Below are 15154 nucleotides of genomic sequence, written 5' to 3' on the forward strand. Positions count from 1 at the left end.
CGGCGGGGCGACCCGCCGTCGGACGGTCCTCGGCGGGGCCGCCGTCAGCTGGTCTTCTGGAGCGTCCAGGACTGGTAGGCCTGGCCGTTGGGCTTCTGCAGCTCCAGCAGCCAACCGCCGTAGTACCAGCGGCTGCTGACCCCGAGGACGAGGCTCGAACCCTCGGCCGTCAGGGTGGCCCCACCGCCCGACTGGGTGAGCCGCCACTTCTGCGCGCCGGAGTCGGAGCAGGGCTGCTGCGCGAGGTACTGGCCGGCCACCGGGGTGCCGCCCAGCTGGAGGCACTTGTCGGAACGCGCCGACTTGATCCGCACGGTGCCCGAACCGGCGTCCTCGAAGCTCCACTTCTGGTTGGCGTAGCCGGTGCGCTGGTAGGCGATGGCCACGGTGCCGTCGTTGAGCGAGCTGCCCCAGAGGTCGGCGGCCTGACCGGTCAGCCCGTTGACCATCGTGTAGCGGGTGCCCGGCTGCGGCTGGCCGGCGTCGGCGAGGGTGCGGAAGGTGGCGGCGCGACCGGGCTTGGAGACGCTGCCCGCGCTGTCGCGGACGGCGACGGCGACGGTGTACGCGGTGTTGGGCGCCAGCCCGACCACACCGACGACGGTGGAGCGGACGGTGCCGATGGTCTGGCCGTTCAGCAGGACGTCGTACCCGGCGGCGGCCGGCGCGGCCGTCCAGCTCAGCATGACCGAGTTCTGGGTGAGCTGACTGGCCGTCACGTCAGGCGCGGTGCCACCGGTGGGCGAGGCGGTCGGGGTCGGCGTGGGCGAGGCGGTCCGGGTCGGCGTACCGGTGGGCGACGGGGTGGTGGTCGCCGTCGGGCTCCCGGTCGGGGTCGGCGCCGGCGTCTTGGTCGGCGTGCCGGTCGGGCTCGGCGTGGTGGTCCGGGTCGGCGTGGCCGTCGGGGTGGCGGTGGGGCTCGGGTTGGGGTTCGGGCCGGTGCCGCCCCCGGGGATCAGGAACCGGTTGTTGGCGACGTTCCAGTGCGTGGCCAGGTAACTGCCCGGCGCGGGAGCGGTGTTGTAGTAGTCGTCGTGGTGGCAGTCGAGCCGGTTGTCACTGGCGTTGTCCGGGCAGACCGTCTTCATCGCCGGGTAGTACGGGGTGTCCGAGTAGCACATCAGGTCCCACTCGTCGACGCAGTGGCCGCCCTTGCTGGAGTTGGGTGCGCTGTTGCTCACCGCACCCAGGTTGTGGCCGAGTTCGTGCGCCGCCGTGGAGCCGCCCCAGCAGCCGGAGTCGGTCCGGCCGTACGACGGGCCGAAGTTGCTCAGGTTGTCCTGCCCGGGGCGCTCGTCGCCCGCGAAGGTGCCGATGCCGCAGTAGACCTTGGCATCGGTGAACATCATGTACTTGCGGTCCTTGCGGTTGAAGCCCTGCGCCGCGAGCGCGCGGTTGCTCGCGTTGAAGTCCTTGATCTCGGAGTCCGAGATCTGCACGTTCAGCACCGAGGCGGTGCAGTCGGGTTCGGTGACGAAGCGGACGTGCCGCACGCCGCCGGTCTCCTGGGCGCTGGCGTTGTAGATGACGTCGACGTCCGCGGCCCACTTCTTGAACGAGGCCAGGTACTGGGCGAACCGGTCGTTGCCGGGGGCGTGGACGTACACCGCCTGGACCCGGTTGCCGGTGCTGCCGTCGCCCTCGCAGACGAGCGCGGAGCCGGCGGCGGCCGCGGCCTGCTGGGGCGCGGGCGCTCCGGCGGCGGCGTCACCCAGCAGGGCCTTCTGCCCGGCGTCCAGGACGGGCGCCGCACCCTTCAACAGGTCAGCGGCGGCCGGCGGTTGGGCGTCCGGGGCCGGGGTGAGCACCGGCGCCCGGTCGGCCGCGGCGGCCACCGGCGGGATGTCCTTGCGGATGTCCACGTCCTTGGGCGGCGCGTCCGGCCCGTGGCTGCAGAGCTGCCCGCCCGAGACCTCCAGCGAGCCGGCGCACCGGTCGCCGCTCGGCAGGGCCAGACCGGCGTAGACGAGACCGCGCTCCGGCTGGTCCTTGGGTATCTCCTGCAGTGGGGCGGCCTTCTTCTCCCGCTGCGGTGCGGGCGCCTGGGTGGCCCCCTCCGCGGTGCCGGTCTCCCCCGGGTCGCCGTCGGCGACCACTCCGGCCATGCCACCCGCCGCCCGGTCGGCCGCGGCGTCGGCCGCCACCGACACGCTGCGGTCCGCGGCCGGCTCGAACGCGGTCTGGATCCCCAGTGCGCCCGCGACCAGCCCGGCCACCACGGCTGCGGCCAGGAGCGCCGTCCGGCGCCCCGGCCTGCCGCTCCGGCGGCGACGCCGCTCGGTACTCCGGCGCTCGCTGCTCCGGTCTCCCATGTGTTCGTCTCCTCTCCTCGGTGTGACGGTCCGCCTGCCGCTGCTCGCGGCGGCCGGACCGTCCGACACCAGGGAGATCACGGCCGACCGGGCCGGATAACAGAAACCTCCTTTCGAAACTCGCGCAGATCTGCGGATGGCTTCGAACCGGCGCGCGAACGGGCCCACCGAGCACGCGGCGAACCCCTCGGCGCGGGCCGGTGGTCGGGCCGCTCGGCCCGCACCGCACCGGCTCCCGTACGGCCCCGCCCGACCGGTCCGGTCGCCCGCGTGACCGCCGTTCACCCGGGGGCCGTGGTCACCCGTGCGAGGGAAGAACGAAGGTTGTCCTTTGAACAGTTGCGGCCGCTGGCCAGAATGGGCTTCCTCGGCAGACCGACCGGTGGCCGATGACCGGTGACCGCCGGAGTCCGGTGACCGGCTATCGAAGAGCGGGGGTGGGGGCATGGAGCCGGGTTCGCCGGGCTCCGGCCGGGGGGGTCGGGGCGGACGCCCGTCCGGCCGTCACCGGTGCCACCGCCACGGGCTGCCCGGCGCCCCACCCCGCCGGCACACCCCTCGCTGCTTCGCGAAGTCGGCTCCCCCGAAACGGAGTTCGTGCACGAGCGGAACCCGTTCGTCCGCGCCCTCGTCCACTGGGCGGCCCCGCCGTCCGCTACCGCACGGAGGCTCCTCGATGATCCCCCGGCCGCCCGTCGGGCACCTGGTGCCACTCCCGCACGACCCGCCGGACGCCCCACCCCCGACGGCCCACCGCGGCTCGGCGCACCCCGGCTCCGAGCGTCTCACCGCCCGCCGCACGTCCGCCTACCGCACGCCCACCCACCGCTTGTTCGACCACCGCGCGTCCGACCGCTCCGCCGGAGCGCGGTGAGCACCGCCGTCGTGCTCGGCGGCGGACTCGCCGGGCTCCTGGCCGCCGCGGCCCTCGAACCGCACGCCCGCCGCGTCACCGTCGTCGAGCAGGACACCCTCCCCGACGGGCCGTACCCGCGCCGGGGGTTACCGCAGGGCGACTTCAGCCACATCCTGCTCGGTGGCGGAGCCGACGCCCTGGACGCGCTGCTGCCGGGAACCGTCGACGCGCTGCTGGCCGCCGGAGCACACCGCCGGCCGATGCCCTCCGGCATGCTGATGCGCCTCGGCCCGGGCTGGCTCCAGGCCTTCGAGTCGACCGCCTATCTGATCGCCTGCAGCCGGCACCTGCTCGACCACATCGTCCGGCAGCGGCTGCGCGGCCGGACCGCCGTCACGATCCGCGAGGGCACCTCCGTCCTCGGCCTGACCGGCGACGCGGCCCAGGTCCGCGGGGCGCTGGTGCGGAACCCGGACGGATCGCGCGAGACCCTCCCGGCCGACCTGGTCGTGGACGCGACCGGCCGCCGCTCCCAGGCCCCGCGCTGGCTGCGCGCACTCGGCTCGACAGGTCCGCGGGAGGTCACCGTGGACGCCGGACTCGCCTATGCCGCCCGCCTGTTCGACGCGCCGCGCGGCAACCAGGGCTTCCCCGTCGTCAGCATCGTCCCCGTCCCCGGCCGGCGGACACCCGGGCGCGGCGCCACCGTCGTCCCCATCGAGAACGACCGCTGGATCATCACCCTCTCCGGCACCCGGGCCGGCGAACCCTCCCGCACCGAGGCCGAGTTCCACACCTTCCTCAAGGGTCTCACCCACCCGGTCGTGCACGACCTGGCCCGCGCCGCCCGCCCCGTCGGCCCGATCCGCACGTGTCGCGGCACGCTGAACCGCCGCCGCTGCTACGAGAGCGGGACACCCGCGGGGTTCGCCGCGACGGGCGACGCGCTGGCCGCCCTCAACCCGGTCTACGGCCACGGCATGGCCGTCGCCGCGCAGTGCGCCGTCGCCATCCGGACCACCCTCGACGCCGAAGGGCTCCACCCGCACGTCAGCGCCACCGTGCAGCGGCGGATCGCCCGCGCCGTCGACACCCCGTGGAAGATGGCCGAGGAGCAGGACCGGGACTTCCCCGGCGCACGGTCGAACGAACCTCCCGCCCAGCGGCCGACCGCGCGACTCGGCCGCTGGTACACCGAGCGGCTGCTGCGCGCCGCCCTCACCGACCCGGCCGTCTCGGCGGCCTACTTCGACGTCTTCTCGCTCGCCGCCCCCGCCGGCCGGCTGACCTCGCCCGCGGTGGCCCTCGCCACGCTGCGGCCCCGCCGGACCGTCCCACCGACCCTCGGCGAGGCGATCGCCCGGTTCCCGCGGGTGGCCGAACTGACCGGACCGTACTGACCCGACCGTACCGACCGACCTGTTCTGACCGGCCCGTACCGACCGCCCGGCCCCGGTCGCCGACGGCCCCGCCGACGGTCGGCCGGCGGCGCCGGGAAGCGCGCTCGGGGGGTACGCGCTCCCCGGCATGAGGTGGCGGAGCCACCCGGCCGGCTGGTCCGAATGCCCGGACCACGGCTGCCGTGACCGGAATGCTAGACCTGAGCCGGCGCCGTGACCAGAACTCCGACCAGCCAACTTCCCGCCCAGGACATGCCATTCGGACCGCCTCGGCAGGCACACCCGGCCCCTGCTGTCACTCCGACCACCACGGCAGGCCCGCCGCCCAGCGCGCGACCCAGCCCGCGAAGCCCGGCTCCCCCGCCGACCCGCCGTCCGGGGCGCGGTAGGGGACGGCGCCCTCACCCGTGATCAGCCAGATCTCGCCGCGCCGGGGGCCGGAGACCACCAGGTACCAGTACATCCCGCAGCCGTCGGTGCCCAGCACGATCGAGCCGTGGTGGAAGACCCGCTCCAAGAGCGCCTCGACCTCCTCCTCGGGCCGTGGATCGTCGTCCCACAGCCAGGCGGCCGACAGCGGGAACGGCTCGGCGAGGACCTGCCCGGGACGGCCGGCGCCCCAGTCGGCCGGGAGCGCGGCGGCCGGTATCAGCCCGTGGTGCGGCGGGCCGTCCGAAAAGCCGTCACAGATCTCGGCCACGAACGTCCGGTACGGCTCGGGCAGCACGATGCCGTGCTCGGCCTCGAAGGCGCGCACCCCGCCGCCGCCGAGTGGTGGTGTCCGCACGGGCGACCTGGCCCGGTCGGCACCGAACGCGGCGCGCAGCAGGGCGAGGTCGGCGGCCGAGGCGTGCTCCGTCATGCCGTCAGGAGTACCAGAGGGGTACGACAACCGCGGCCCCCGCACGAAGGGCACGGGCTCAGGGCAGTTCACGGCGGCTCGGGGCGGCTCGGGGCGGCTCGGGGCTGCTCAGGGCTGCTCAGGGCTGCTCAGGCCGCGACGCCCAGGTGTCCCACGCCGTAGGAGTGGACACCCTGCGCGTGCATGGCGGCGAGGGAGGCCGCCAGGCGGTCCGGGTCACCCGCCAACCAGAGCCGCAGCCCGGCCGCCAGCGCCGCACTGGCGGGGCCGACCGGCAGCCCGGCGGCCCGGGTGACCCGCTCACCGACCAGCGGGAGCAGGTCCGCGACCGGTAGGGGCAGCCAGAGGGTGACGGCGCAGGGCGCGGGCCGGGCGAGAACGCGCAACAGCCCCGGCACGCCCGCGTCGTCGTGCAGGGCGGGGATGACGTCCAGCAGGCCGTCCACCGCGACCTCCGACACGTCACCGCGGTGGCCGCGGGCCAGTGCGCGCAGCAGGGCCCGCTCGGCCGCGGAGATCCGGACGGTCAGCATGACTTCTTCGCAGTCCATGGTCCCAGTTCCCGTCTTGCGCTAGGGGTGTGCCGGTCGGTCGGGTGCTCGTCTGCTCGCCACTCGTTCGGGGCGGTGCCGTGCCGCGTCCCGCGTGCTGCGCTTTGCCTCGTTCGTCCGGCGTCCTGCGTCTCGCCTCGTTCGTCCTGCGTCCTGCGCCTTGTCTTCTGCGTCCTGCGTCCTGCGTCCTGCGGTACCGGACCGGCCGGGGTCGTCCCGGGCGACCGGTGCCGTCCGATACCTGCCCCTCAGCAGGGCCGCGCTACCGCCGTGATCAAGCCGTAGTGGCCGTCGTAGCGGCGGTAGAGCACCCGGCCCCGCGCATCGCCGGGATCGGTGTGGAAGACGAACGGCCGACCGGTGAGCCAGAGCCGGCGGGCCGCCTCGGCCAGGTCCGACGTGGGCGCGGGACGCGGGCTTTCGGTCGTGAGGAGCCCGGAGCCGCCGGCGCGCGCGCCGGCGTGGGCGCGCACCACCCGGAGGCCGCCGCTCACCGCACCGCGGTGGACGACGGCGTCCTGGCCGGTGAGCGCGTCGACGAAGAGGTGGAAGCGGTGGTCCAGGGCCAGCATCGCGCGGGCGGCCTCGTCGGGGGTGCAGCGGGCCGGCGTGACCGATTTCCGCCGGACGAGCTGCCGTTCGGCCAGCGGGCGCGGCGCGTACTGCGGCCGGTAGGCGCTCTCGTACACCGCGGCCAGTCCGATCTCCCCCTGCTCGCGCAGCCGCGTGGCGCGCCCGGCCACCGTGCCGAGCGCGACGTCCACCGCCTCGGTCCCGGTCGCGGCGGCCAGTTGCACCCGGACCGGGCCGACACCGTCCAACTCGACCGCGGCCTGCGCCACGACCGGCCGGGTGAGCGAGCGGTGGCGCAGCCGGGTGAGCCGGATCCGGACGGCGTGCGCGCCCGGCCCGAGGGCCGCGCCCAGCCCCCGTGCCCGCGCCCGCGCGTACTCGGCATCCGCGCGCGGCAGTTCGCCGCGGATCTCCACCCGCAGGTCGGGGGCCGGCGGGTGGTGCAGACGGGTCATCAGGTCCTCCTCGGTCCGGGACCATGCTGGACCGCCCGGGGCCCTCCCGCCGAGGGCCGAAAGACCTGGTCTGTGCGGCAGCCCGGGACCACCCGGCCCGGGCCGGACGACCGGGCCGGGCCCGGCCGCACCGGACCGCACCGGACCGCACCGGCCGGGCCGCACGGGCCTCCGGGCGTCCCCGTCACGCGCCTCCGCCGTGCCCCCGGCAGCCGGGGCGCCGCTCGCGGGCCGCACGCCGCGCGCTCCACCGATGGGGTGATCCGCCGGAGTACGGCGCAACGCCCGCCGGACCGGCGCGTTTCCCATGTCGTGCGCCCTCTGGCAGTGGTGCGCGCGGGGTCCGCTCCGCGGAGCCCCCGATTCCCCCCGGTCGCGGCGACGACACCGGCGGTGCCGCCGCGACGGTTCATCTGGTGAGAGGTAATGTCATGGTCCTGACGACTGAGACCCGGAGATCGACCGTTCCCCCCAGAAGCACCCCACGGAGAACCCCCGCGGCCCCTCCCCCGCTCGCGCCGGGCGCGCTGCCCGGCCTCGGCCACGCCCCCGCCCTGCTGCGCGACCCGCTCGGCTTCCTCGGCTCGCTCGCCCGCCACGGCGGCGTGGTGCGGATCCGGCTCGGCCCGCGCACCGTCTGCGTCGTCACCGACGCCGGCCTGGTCCACACCCTTCTGGTCGCGCTCGCGTACGACTGCCCGCGCGGCGCCGTCCAGGACACCCTCAGGACGGCGTTCGGCGACGGCCTGCTGATGTCCGAGGGCCAGGCGCACCGCGACCGCCGCCGGACCGTCCAGCCCGCCTTCGGCCCGGAGCGGACGGCCGAGTACCTCGCGGTGATGCACCGGGTCGCCGAGGAGCGGGCCGGGAGCTGGCGGGAGGGCCAGGTCCTCGACGTCGCGAAGGAGATGAACCACCTCGCGCTGGAGATCGTCACCAGCACGCTGTTCGACGCCCGGCTGAGCGAGGACGCCACGCTCGCCTTCCACCGGGCGCTGCCCGACCTGGTGAAGGGCCAGATCGTCCAGTCGCTGTACCCGCACCCGGCGTTCGCCCGGCTGCCGCTGCCGGTCAACCGGCGGTTCGACGCCGCCGTCCGGGTGCTGAACCAGGTCGTCGACCAGGCTGTCGACGGCAGTGCCCGGCCCGGCGGCACGCCAGCGGGCGGCTGCCCGTTCGGCGGTGCCGCGGGCGGCGGGCGGCCCTCCGGCCCGGCGGACCGCACCCTCCCCGCGCTGCTGCGCGCGGCCACCGACCCCGCCACCGGCCGGCCGCTCACCGAGGCCGACGTCCGGTCGGAGGCGATCACCATGTTCGGCGCGGGCACCGAGACCGTCTCCACCACGCTCACCTGGCTGCTCGACGAACTGCTGCGCCACCCCGCGGTGGAGGCCCGCGTGCTGGCCGAGCTGGACGAACACCTCCCGGCGGGCACCGTCCCGACCCCCGAGGCGCTCGCCCGGCTCGGCTACACCCGCAGCGTCACCCAGGAGGTGGTCCGGCTGCACGCGCCGAACGCCTTCCTGATGCGGACGGCGACCGTGCCGGTCGAGCTCGGCCCGTACCGGATCCCGGCCGGCACCGAGCTGCTGTACAGCCTCACCGCGCTGCACCGCGACCCGCACCTCTACCCGGAGCCGCTGCGCTTCCACCCCGGCCGCTGGCGCGAGGGCGGCGCGGCCGCGACCGCCGGGCGGCAGGCGTTCCTGCCGTTCGGCGCGGGCAAGCACAAGTGCATCGGCGAGGCGTTCGCCTGGGCGGAGCTGACCGTGGCCGCCGCCGCGATCCTGCGCCGCTGGCGGCCGACGGCGGTGGCGGGATCCCGGGCCCGCGAGGTGGTCTGGACGACCGTCCAGGCCCAGGACCTGCGCGTCCGCCTCGCCCCGCGCACCGCCCCCGCCCCGGACCGACCGGCCGGCCGGACCGACGGCCGGGCGCCGCACGAGGTGCCGGCCCGCCCCGCCGCGGTCGCCACCCGGGCCGCGCTCGGCCCCCGGCCGGCTCCGCCCGCCTACCCCGCCGCCCGGCCGCCCGCCCCCGGAGGCCCGCGCCGGCCCGCCGAACTGCGCGCCTCCACCGCCCGGCACGCCGACTGGGTGGTCGGCCACGGCCTGCTCACCCCGGCCGACCTGCCGCGCTACCAGGCCTACGCGCTCCCCGAGCTGATCGGCCACGCCTACCCCCGGGCCCGCGGCGCCGAACTCGACCTGCTCGTCGACGTCCTGGGCTGGTTCACCATCCTCGACGACCGCTTCGACGGTGCCCCCGGCCGCCACCCCGACCGGGCCCGCGCCCTCGTCGATCCGCTGCTCGCCGTCCTCACCGGCCCCGACCGCGCGACCGCGACCGCCGGACCGGCCCCCGGCGACGACCGGCTCCTGGGCGCCTGGCGGGAGCTGTGGCTGCGGCAGAACGAGGGCATGTCACCGGCCTGGCGCGCGCGCGGCGCCACCGAGTGGCGGTCCTGCCTGGACACCTTCATCGCCGAGGCGGTGCACCGGTCGCGGGGCACCTCCCCCGGCCTCCCCGAGACGATGCGGCTGCGCCGCCACGCCAGCTGCCTCTACCCGTTCATGAACATACTGGAGCGCGTCCACGGCGCCGACGCGCCCGCCGGGCTGCACGCCGATCCCGAACTGCACCGGCTGCGCGCCCACACGGCCGACGCCGCGACGCTGATCAACGACCTCTACTCGCTGGAGCGGGAGGAGCGCCAGCCGGCCGCCGCCTTCAACACCGTGCTGACCCTGCAGCGGGTCCGCGGCTGCACCCGCCGCCGGGCGGAGCTGTCGGTGCGCGCCCGGATCGCGCGGCTGCGCGAGGAGAGCCGGACGCTGCGCCGACGGCTGCGGCGCCGCCACCCCGCCGGGCACTGGTACCTCGACGGCAGCCGGGAGTTGGTCGACGGCGTCTACGCGTGGACCAGCACCAGTCGCCGCTACCTCAGTGACGGTCGCCGAGGGTGAACAGCAGGAGCACGAACCCGGCGAACAGGTGGGTGGCGAAGATGTAGATGCCCGCGCGGATCAGCATCGCCCTGCGCCTGCTCTTCTCGTCGCTGGTGCCGCTGGCCATGGCCGGGTTCTCCTTCGGTCGGGGGCCGGGTGCGCGATCGGACGGCCGGGCGGCGGCGTCGGGCCGGACGGCCGTCATCCGCTCGTCACCCGCTCGGCGCGGGGGCCCGGCGCCCCGGCGGCGTCCGGCTCCCGGAGCTCCGTGAGCAGCGCGCCCTGGTCGGTGATCAGGTCGGTGAGGATCCGCCGGGCGGCCCGCAGGAGTTCGGCGACGTCCGGCGTGCTCAGCGCGTACACCACGGTGTTGCCCTCACGGGTGGCCGTGACCAGCCGGGTGCGGCGCAGCACGGCGAGCTGCTGGGAGAGGTTGGACGGCTCGATCCCGATCTCGGCCAGCAGTTCGCGCACCGGCCGCGGCCCCTCCTGGAGCAGCTCCAGGACCCGGATCCGGACGGGGTGCCCGAGGGTGCGGAAGAACTCCGCCTTGGCCTGGTACAGCGGGACCGCCATCGTCCGCTCGCTCCCTGCTGCTCGGTGGTGCCGGTGTGCACGCCCGCGCCGGCGGGGCCGTGCCCCGGCCGCCACGGCCGGGAAGCATCATCCTGGCAGATGAAGATTTCTTCAAGTCGTCATCCTCCGGAGCCCGAGCACCCCGGGGGCGCGCCGGGCCGAGCCCGGGGCGCCCCCGGGAAACGCGGTGGCCGGGCCCGGGGGTTCGCACCACCCCCGGGCCCGGCCGCCGCGCACGCGTCGCCTAGCAGGCCACCACCACGTCCACGGTCACCGGAGCCGGGTTCCACGGGAAGGACGCCACGCCGAAGCTGCCGTGGACGGTGGACCCGCAGGGCACCGTGCCGCCGACGCCACGGACCTGCACCGTGCTGGCGGTGAACAGCGTGCGCCCGTTCGACGAGCCGAGCGAGGCACCGCCCACGACCTCACCGGACAGCGTGGTCAGCAGCTCCTTGGTCTGCGGGGCGGGACCGCCCGGGGTCGGCGGACCGGCCAGCGAGACCTGTCCGTACAGCTGGACCTGGTCACCGGTCACCTCGACGCACACCTTGGTCGCCAGGCCGGCCTGCAGCCCGGAGGCACCGCAGGTGGTGACGGTGCCGGTGGCGGTCGTGGTGGCGGCACCGGCCTGCGCCGGAACGGCCAGCAGGGTCGCCGCCCCGGCGACCCCGGCGGCGAGCAGAGCGATTCGGTTCATCGGATTCTCCGTCTTCTGAAACATCGACTCATTCACATGTGACATTTCACATGTGCCATGCCTCAACCCTGGCATGGGATTCGAACACCTGAGTGGTGATCCACCCCGGAAAACCTGAACAGACCAGAAATCGACCTTCGATGGCGCGATCACTGCCGCCCCGCCCGTCCCAACCGAGACCGACCGAGACCGACCGAGACCGACCGAGCCGCCCGGGGTCCGGGCGCACGGGACACCCGGTCGGCGGTGCGCCGCGTGCCCCGCCCGGTCCGGACGCGTTGGGCAGGCGTGAAGCCCTTCCGCACGACCTTCGCCGCCGTGCTCGCCGCCCTCGCCCTCGTCGCCGCCCGGCCGGTGCCCGCACCGCTGATGGGTGCGGAGGTGCGCCTGCTCCCCACCGGGGATCGCGTCCTGGCCCTGACCTTCAACGCCGCCTGGGACGAGACCGGTCTGGACACCGTGCTGAGCACCCTGCGGGAGCGCGGGGCGCCGGCCACCTTCTTCCCCACCGGCCAGTACGCCGAGCGGCACCCGGACGCGGTCCGCGCGATGGCGGCCGCCGGGCACGGGCTCGGCAACCACTCGTACAGCCACCCGCTGTTCACCGAGCTCGACGCCCGGCAGGCCGGGGCCGAGGTGCTGCGCGCCGACACGGCGATCCGCAAGGCCGCCGGGACGGACCCCCTGCCGTTCTTCCGCTTCCCCTACAGCGAGACGACGCCGCAGCGGATCGCCGACGTCAACGCGCTCGGCTTCGCCGACCTCGAGTTCACCACCGACACCAACGGCTACCTCGGCACCGCCGGCGGCATGACCACCGCCAGGGCCGTCGACCGCGCCCTCGCCGCCCTCGCCCCCGGCGCCATCCTCCAACTCCACGTCGGCGCGTCCGACGCGAGCGCCGAGCGGCGCTGCCTGGACGCCGAGGCGCTCCCCCTGATCATCGACGCCGTCCGCGACCGCGGCTACCGCATCCTGGACCTGCGCACCCTCCTGGACGGCTGAGCCGCCCTCCCCCGGCTCCCGCTCAGCTCCCGCCGACCGAGTCCCGGAGGGCGTCGATCCGCCGGACGGACTCCAGGAAGGCCGTCCGGTCCAGGCCGCCCGCGTCGAGGGCGGTCGCGAGGGCGGTCGCGGCGGCCTCGCCCTGGCCGGCGTCGCGGGCGGAGCAGAGCAACAGGTCCATGCCCGCCCCGGCGGAGGCCAGGGCGCGGGCGCCGGTGTCGCCGTAGGGGGCGAGGGCCCCGGCCTCCAGGGCGTCGGTGACGGTGACGCCCCGGAAGCCCAGCCGGTCGCGGAGTTCGCCCTGGACCACGGCCGGGGAGAAACCCGCCGGACGGTCGGGGTCGAGGGCGGGGTAGACCGCCCAGGAGGTCATCACCAGCCGGACCCCGGCGGCGATGGCGGCCCGGTACGGCTCCTCGCCCCGGGCCCGGAGGTCGGCGAGGGGGACGGGCAGGGTGACGGGGCCCTCGTCGGTGTCCAGGCCCCCGGGGGCGGAGCCGAGGCCGGGGAAGTGCTTGGCGGTGGCGGCGACGCCGAGGTCCTGCTGGGCGGTGAGGAAGGCGCTCCCCAGCCGGGCCACGAAGGCCGGGTCCTGGCCGTAGGAGCGCTCGCGGTGGTCGATGAAGTTGTCCGGGGCGTCGTAGACGTCGAGGACGGGGGCGAGGTTGACGTTCAGGCCGGCGTCCGCGACCGTGCGGGCCGCCCCGGCTCCCGATCGGGCGGCCTCGCCGACGGGATCGGCCGACGCCCCGGTGCGGCGCGCGGAGAGTACGGGCGCGCCGGGCAGGCGGCGCACCTGACCGCCCTCCTGGTCGGTCAGCAGCAGGAGCGGGCGGGGGTCCGGCGCCTCGGCCGCAGCCTGCCGCAACTCGCCGACAGCTGCCTTGAGTTGATCCGGCGAGGTGACGTTCTCGCCGAACAGGATGACACCGGCCGCCCGGCCCTCGCGGATCGCCCGGAGCACGGTGGGCGACGGCGTCGGGCCGGGGTAGGAGTAGACGATCCGCCGGCCGGCGAGCTGCCGGGAGTCCAGACCGGCGGTCCGGTCGGTGGGCGAGGGGGAGCCCGCGGTGGTGGGCGACGCGGCATCCGGACCGGTGGCCATCGACGAGGTCCTCTCCGCCGCGGACGGCGGTCGCTGCCCTCCCTGCGCCGAACAGGCCGGCACCAGGGCCGCCGCGGTCAGCAGCAGCGCCGGGAGCAGGACACCGGCGGTCCGCGGCAGCGACGGCATCGGGCCTCCCCGGGACTGGGACGAGTGCGGACGGGTACGGGCGGACGGGTTCGAGCGGACCGGGCGAGGTGCCCGCCCGGTCCGCCACGCTACCGGGGTGGCGGCCGACCGGCACGGCGGACGGCACCCGCCCTCCCCCGGCCCCGGCCGCCTCCACGGCCCGTCACCCCGGCCCGCGCAGCAGCCGGCCCAGGACGGCGATGCCCTCCTCGATCCCGCCCGGCGTGCCCGCCGCGTAACCGAGGACGAGCCCGGGCGGGTGCGGCAGCCGGGCGTGCCAGGAGAGCGGCTGCACCTTGACGCCGTGCGCGAGCGCCGCGGTGGCGAGTTCCGCGTCACCGCAGCCGAGCCCGGCCGGGAAGGTGACCATCAGGTGCAGCCCGGCCGCGGCACCGTGTACGACGGCCCCCGGCAGGTGCGCGCCGATCGCGGCGATCATCGCGTCCCGGCGGCGCCGGTGCCGGGGCCGCAGCAGGCGCAGGTGCCGCTCCAGCTCGCCGGAGTCCATCAGCCGGGCCAGCACCAGCTGGGGCAGCACGGGATTGCCGAGGTCGGCGAAGCGCTTGGCCGCGAGGGCGGCCTCGCGGTAGCGGGGCGGGACGAGCAGCCACCCCGTCCGCAGCGCGGGGGCGAGCAGCTTGGAGACGCTCCCCATGTAGCAGACCTGCTCGGGGAGGACCGCGCGCAGGGCGGGCACCGGCGGCCGGTCGTACCGGTGCTCGGCGTCGTAGTCGTCCTCGATCACCAGACCGCCCTCGCCGGCCCAGTGCAGCAGTTCGCGGCGGCGCCGGCCACCGAGCACCACGCCGGTCGGGAACTGGTGGGCGGGGGTGAGCAGCACGGCCGGGGCACCGGTGGCGCGCAGTGCGTCGACCCGGATGCCCTCCGCGTCGACCGGGACGGGCGGGGTGGCGCGGAGCCAGTGGCCGAGGTGCTGTCGGGTGCCGAGCGAGCCCGGGTCCTCGACGGCGACCTCGCTGATGCCCGCCCGGCCGAAGACCTGGCCGAGCAGGGCGAGGGCCTGGGCGGCGCCCGCGACGATCAGCACCTCGTCGGGGTCGGCGCCGATGCCGCGGTTGCGGGCCAGCCAGCGGGCGACGGCCCGGCGCAGCGCGGCGCTGCCCCGCGGGTCGCCGTAGCCGAACTCGTCGGCGGGGAGCGCGTCGAGGACGGCGCGTTCGGCCCGGAGCCAGGCGGCCCGGGGGAAGGCGGCGAGGTCGGGCACGCCGGGCGAGAGGTCGATCCGGGCGGGCGCGGCCCGCAGCGCGTCGAAGCTGGCGGGGACGGGGTCGGCCGCGAACAGGGCGGGCTCCGGCGCGGCCGGCACCGGGGGCACGAACGGCGGCGGCGGTACGGAGACGGCCGCGGCGAGGACGACCGTGCCGCCGCGCCCCCGACCGGCGAGCCGGCCCTCCTCGGTGAGGCGCCGGTACGCGTCGGTGACGACCCCCCGGGAGATCCGCAGCTCCGCGGCCAGCACCCGGGTCGCGGGCACGCGGCTGCCCGCCGGGAGCCGGCCGTCCGAGATCGCCTCGCGCAGGCGGTGGGCCAGCCAGTCGCCGAGGCCGCCGGGCGGCGCGTCGGCGGCGTCGAGCTGGAGGAAGTCCGCACCGGCGGTTATGGACCCCTGAATGGGCGTCACTTTGGATCTGTTCACCGGGCCATTGTGCGGGCCAGGGTGG

Annotated in this window: 12 protein-coding genes; 3 read left to right on the forward strand and 9 right to left on the reverse strand. The window is 76.1% G+C overall.

Annotated features, from left to right (window positions below; genetic code table 11):
- Positions 1 to 44: 44 nt before the first annotated feature.
- Positions 45 to 2312 (reverse strand): RICIN domain-containing protein, encoded by a 2268-nt coding sequence (locus ABZ495_RS22045; protein ID WP_359837606.1) that lies wholly within the window; start codon positions 2310 to 2312, stop codon positions 45 to 47.
- Between the two features lie 870 nt (positions 2313 to 3182).
- On the opposite strand from ABZ495_RS22045, the gene ABZ495_RS22050 reads away from it, so the two are divergent.
- Positions 3183 to 4568 carry an FAD-dependent monooxygenase gene (locus ABZ495_RS22050; RefSeq protein ID WP_359837608.1) on the forward strand — a complete coding sequence of 462 codons (1386 nt, stop codon included), beginning with the start codon at positions 3183 to 3185 and terminating at the stop codon, positions 4566 to 4568.
- Positions 4569 to 4863: 295 nt separating this feature from the next.
- Here ABZ495_RS22050 and ABZ495_RS22055 read toward each other — a convergent pair whose 3' ends face one another.
- The 3 genes from ABZ495_RS22055 to ABZ495_RS22065 form a co-directional block, all read right to left on the reverse strand.
- A complete protein-coding gene (locus ABZ495_RS22055; protein ID WP_359837610.1) occupies positions 4864 to 5430 on the reverse strand; it encodes an SMI1/KNR4 family protein in 567 nt (188 codons plus the stop codon).
- 128 nt (positions 5431 to 5558) lie between these two features.
- On the reverse strand, positions 5559 to 5981 hold the full coding sequence (locus ABZ495_RS22060) for a hypothetical protein (RefSeq protein ID WP_329491251.1): 423 nt from the start codon (positions 5979 to 5981) through the stop codon (positions 5559 to 5561).
- 248 nt (positions 5982 to 6229) lie between these two features.
- Positions 6230 to 7009 (reverse strand): sigma 54 modulation/S30EA ribosomal C-terminal domain-containing protein, encoded by a 780-nt coding sequence (locus tag ABZ495_RS22065; RefSeq protein WP_359837612.1) that lies wholly within the window; start codon positions 7007 to 7009, stop codon positions 6230 to 6232.
- A 431-nt stretch (positions 7010 to 7440) separates the two neighbouring features.
- Here ABZ495_RS22065 and ABZ495_RS22070 point away from each other — a divergent pair, with 431 nt between their 5' ends.
- Positions 7441 to 9975, forward strand: coding sequence for a cytochrome P450 (locus ABZ495_RS22070; RefSeq protein WP_359837613.1), 2535 nt, complete (start codon positions 7441 to 7443; stop codon positions 9973 to 9975).
- Here ABZ495_RS22070 and ABZ495_RS22075 read toward each other — a convergent pair.
- The 3 genes from ABZ495_RS22075 to ABZ495_RS22085 all read right to left on the reverse strand — a co-directional run bounded on the left by ABZ495_RS22075 (position 9953) and on the right by ABZ495_RS22085 (position 11233).
- The gene (locus ABZ495_RS22075; protein WP_329491248.1) at positions 9953 to 10084 is read right to left on the reverse strand and encodes a DUF6126 family protein; all 132 of its coding nucleotides are present in this window, start codon (positions 10082 to 10084) and stop codon (positions 9953 to 9955) included. The two genes, ABZ495_RS22070 and ABZ495_RS22075, sit on opposite strands and share 23 nt — an antisense overlap.
- Positions 10085 to 10158: 74 nt before the next feature.
- The gene (locus tag ABZ495_RS22080; protein ID WP_359837615.1) at positions 10159 to 10533 is read right to left on the reverse strand and encodes a metalloregulator ArsR/SmtB family transcription factor; all 375 of its coding nucleotides are present in this window, start codon (positions 10531 to 10533) and stop codon (positions 10159 to 10161) included.
- 244 nt (positions 10534 to 10777) lie between these two features.
- The gene (locus ABZ495_RS22085; RefSeq protein ID WP_329491246.1) at positions 10778 to 11233 is read right to left on the reverse strand and encodes a hypothetical protein; all 456 of its coding nucleotides are present in this window, start codon (positions 11231 to 11233) and stop codon (positions 10778 to 10780) included.
- Between the two features lie 288 nt (positions 11234 to 11521).
- Between ABZ495_RS22085 and ABZ495_RS22090 the strand changes: the two genes are divergently transcribed.
- Positions 11522 to 12238, forward strand: a complete 717-nt coding sequence (locus ABZ495_RS22090; RefSeq protein ID WP_359810035.1) for a polysaccharide deacetylase family protein — start codon at positions 11522 to 11524, stop codon at positions 12236 to 12238.
- A 22-nt stretch (positions 12239 to 12260) separates the two neighbouring features.
- On the opposite strand, the gene ABZ495_RS22095 is transcribed toward ABZ495_RS22090, so the two are convergent.
- Entirely contained in the window at positions 12261 to 13472 is a 1212-nt protein-coding gene (locus ABZ495_RS22095; protein WP_359837616.1) for a glycoside hydrolase family 3 N-terminal domain-containing protein, read from the reverse strand.
- 163 nt (positions 13473 to 13635) lie between these two features.
- Positions 13636 to 15129, reverse strand: a complete 1494-nt coding sequence (locus tag ABZ495_RS22100) for a PLP-dependent aminotransferase family protein (protein ID WP_359837618.1) — start codon at positions 15127 to 15129, stop codon at positions 13636 to 13638.
- Positions 15130 to 15154: the final 25 nt, after the last annotated feature.

Origin of the sequence: Kitasatospora sp. NPDC005748, from assembly GCF_040630735.1 — a bacterium.
In the GTDB taxonomy this organism is placed as follows: domain Bacteria; phylum Actinomycetota; class Actinomycetes; order Streptomycetales; family Streptomycetaceae; genus Kitasatospora.

What these genes read in the sequence shown, in the direction of transcription:
- ABZ495_RS22045 (WP_359837606.1), bottom strand. Translation starts at nt 2,312, where the DNA reads ATGGGAGACCGGAGCAGCGAGCGCCGGAGTACCGAGCGGCGTCGCCGC.
- ABZ495_RS22055 (WP_359837610.1), bottom strand. Translation starts at nt 5,430, where the DNA reads ATGACGGAGCACGCCTCGGCCGCCGACCTCGCCCTGCTGCGCGCCGCG.
- ABZ495_RS22060 (WP_329491251.1), bottom strand. Translation starts at nt 5,981, where the DNA reads ATGGACTGCGAAGAAGTCATGCTGACCGTCCGGATCTCCGCGGCCGAG.
- ABZ495_RS22065 (WP_359837612.1), bottom strand. Translation starts at nt 7,009, where the DNA reads ATGACCCGTCTGCACCACCCGCCGGCCCCCGACCTGCGGGTGGAGATC.
- ABZ495_RS22070 (WP_359837613.1), top strand. Translation starts at nt 7,441, where the DNA reads ATGGTCCTGACGACTGAGACCCGGAGATCGACCGTTCCCCCCAGAAGC.
- ABZ495_RS22075 (WP_329491248.1), bottom strand. Translation starts at nt 10,084, where the DNA reads ATGGCCAGCGGCACCAGCGACGAGAAGAGCAGGCGCAGGGCGATGCTG.
- ABZ495_RS22080 (WP_359837615.1), bottom strand. Translation starts at nt 10,533, where the DNA reads ATGGCGGTCCCGCTGTACCAGGCCAAGGCGGAGTTCTTCCGCACCCTC.
- ABZ495_RS22085 (WP_329491246.1), bottom strand. Translation starts at nt 11,233, where the DNA reads ATGAACCGAATCGCTCTGCTCGCCGCCGGGGTCGCCGGGGCGGCGACC.
- ABZ495_RS22095 (WP_359837616.1), bottom strand. Translation starts at nt 13,472, where the DNA reads ATGCCGTCGCTGCCGCGGACCGCCGGTGTCCTGCTCCCGGCGCTGCTG.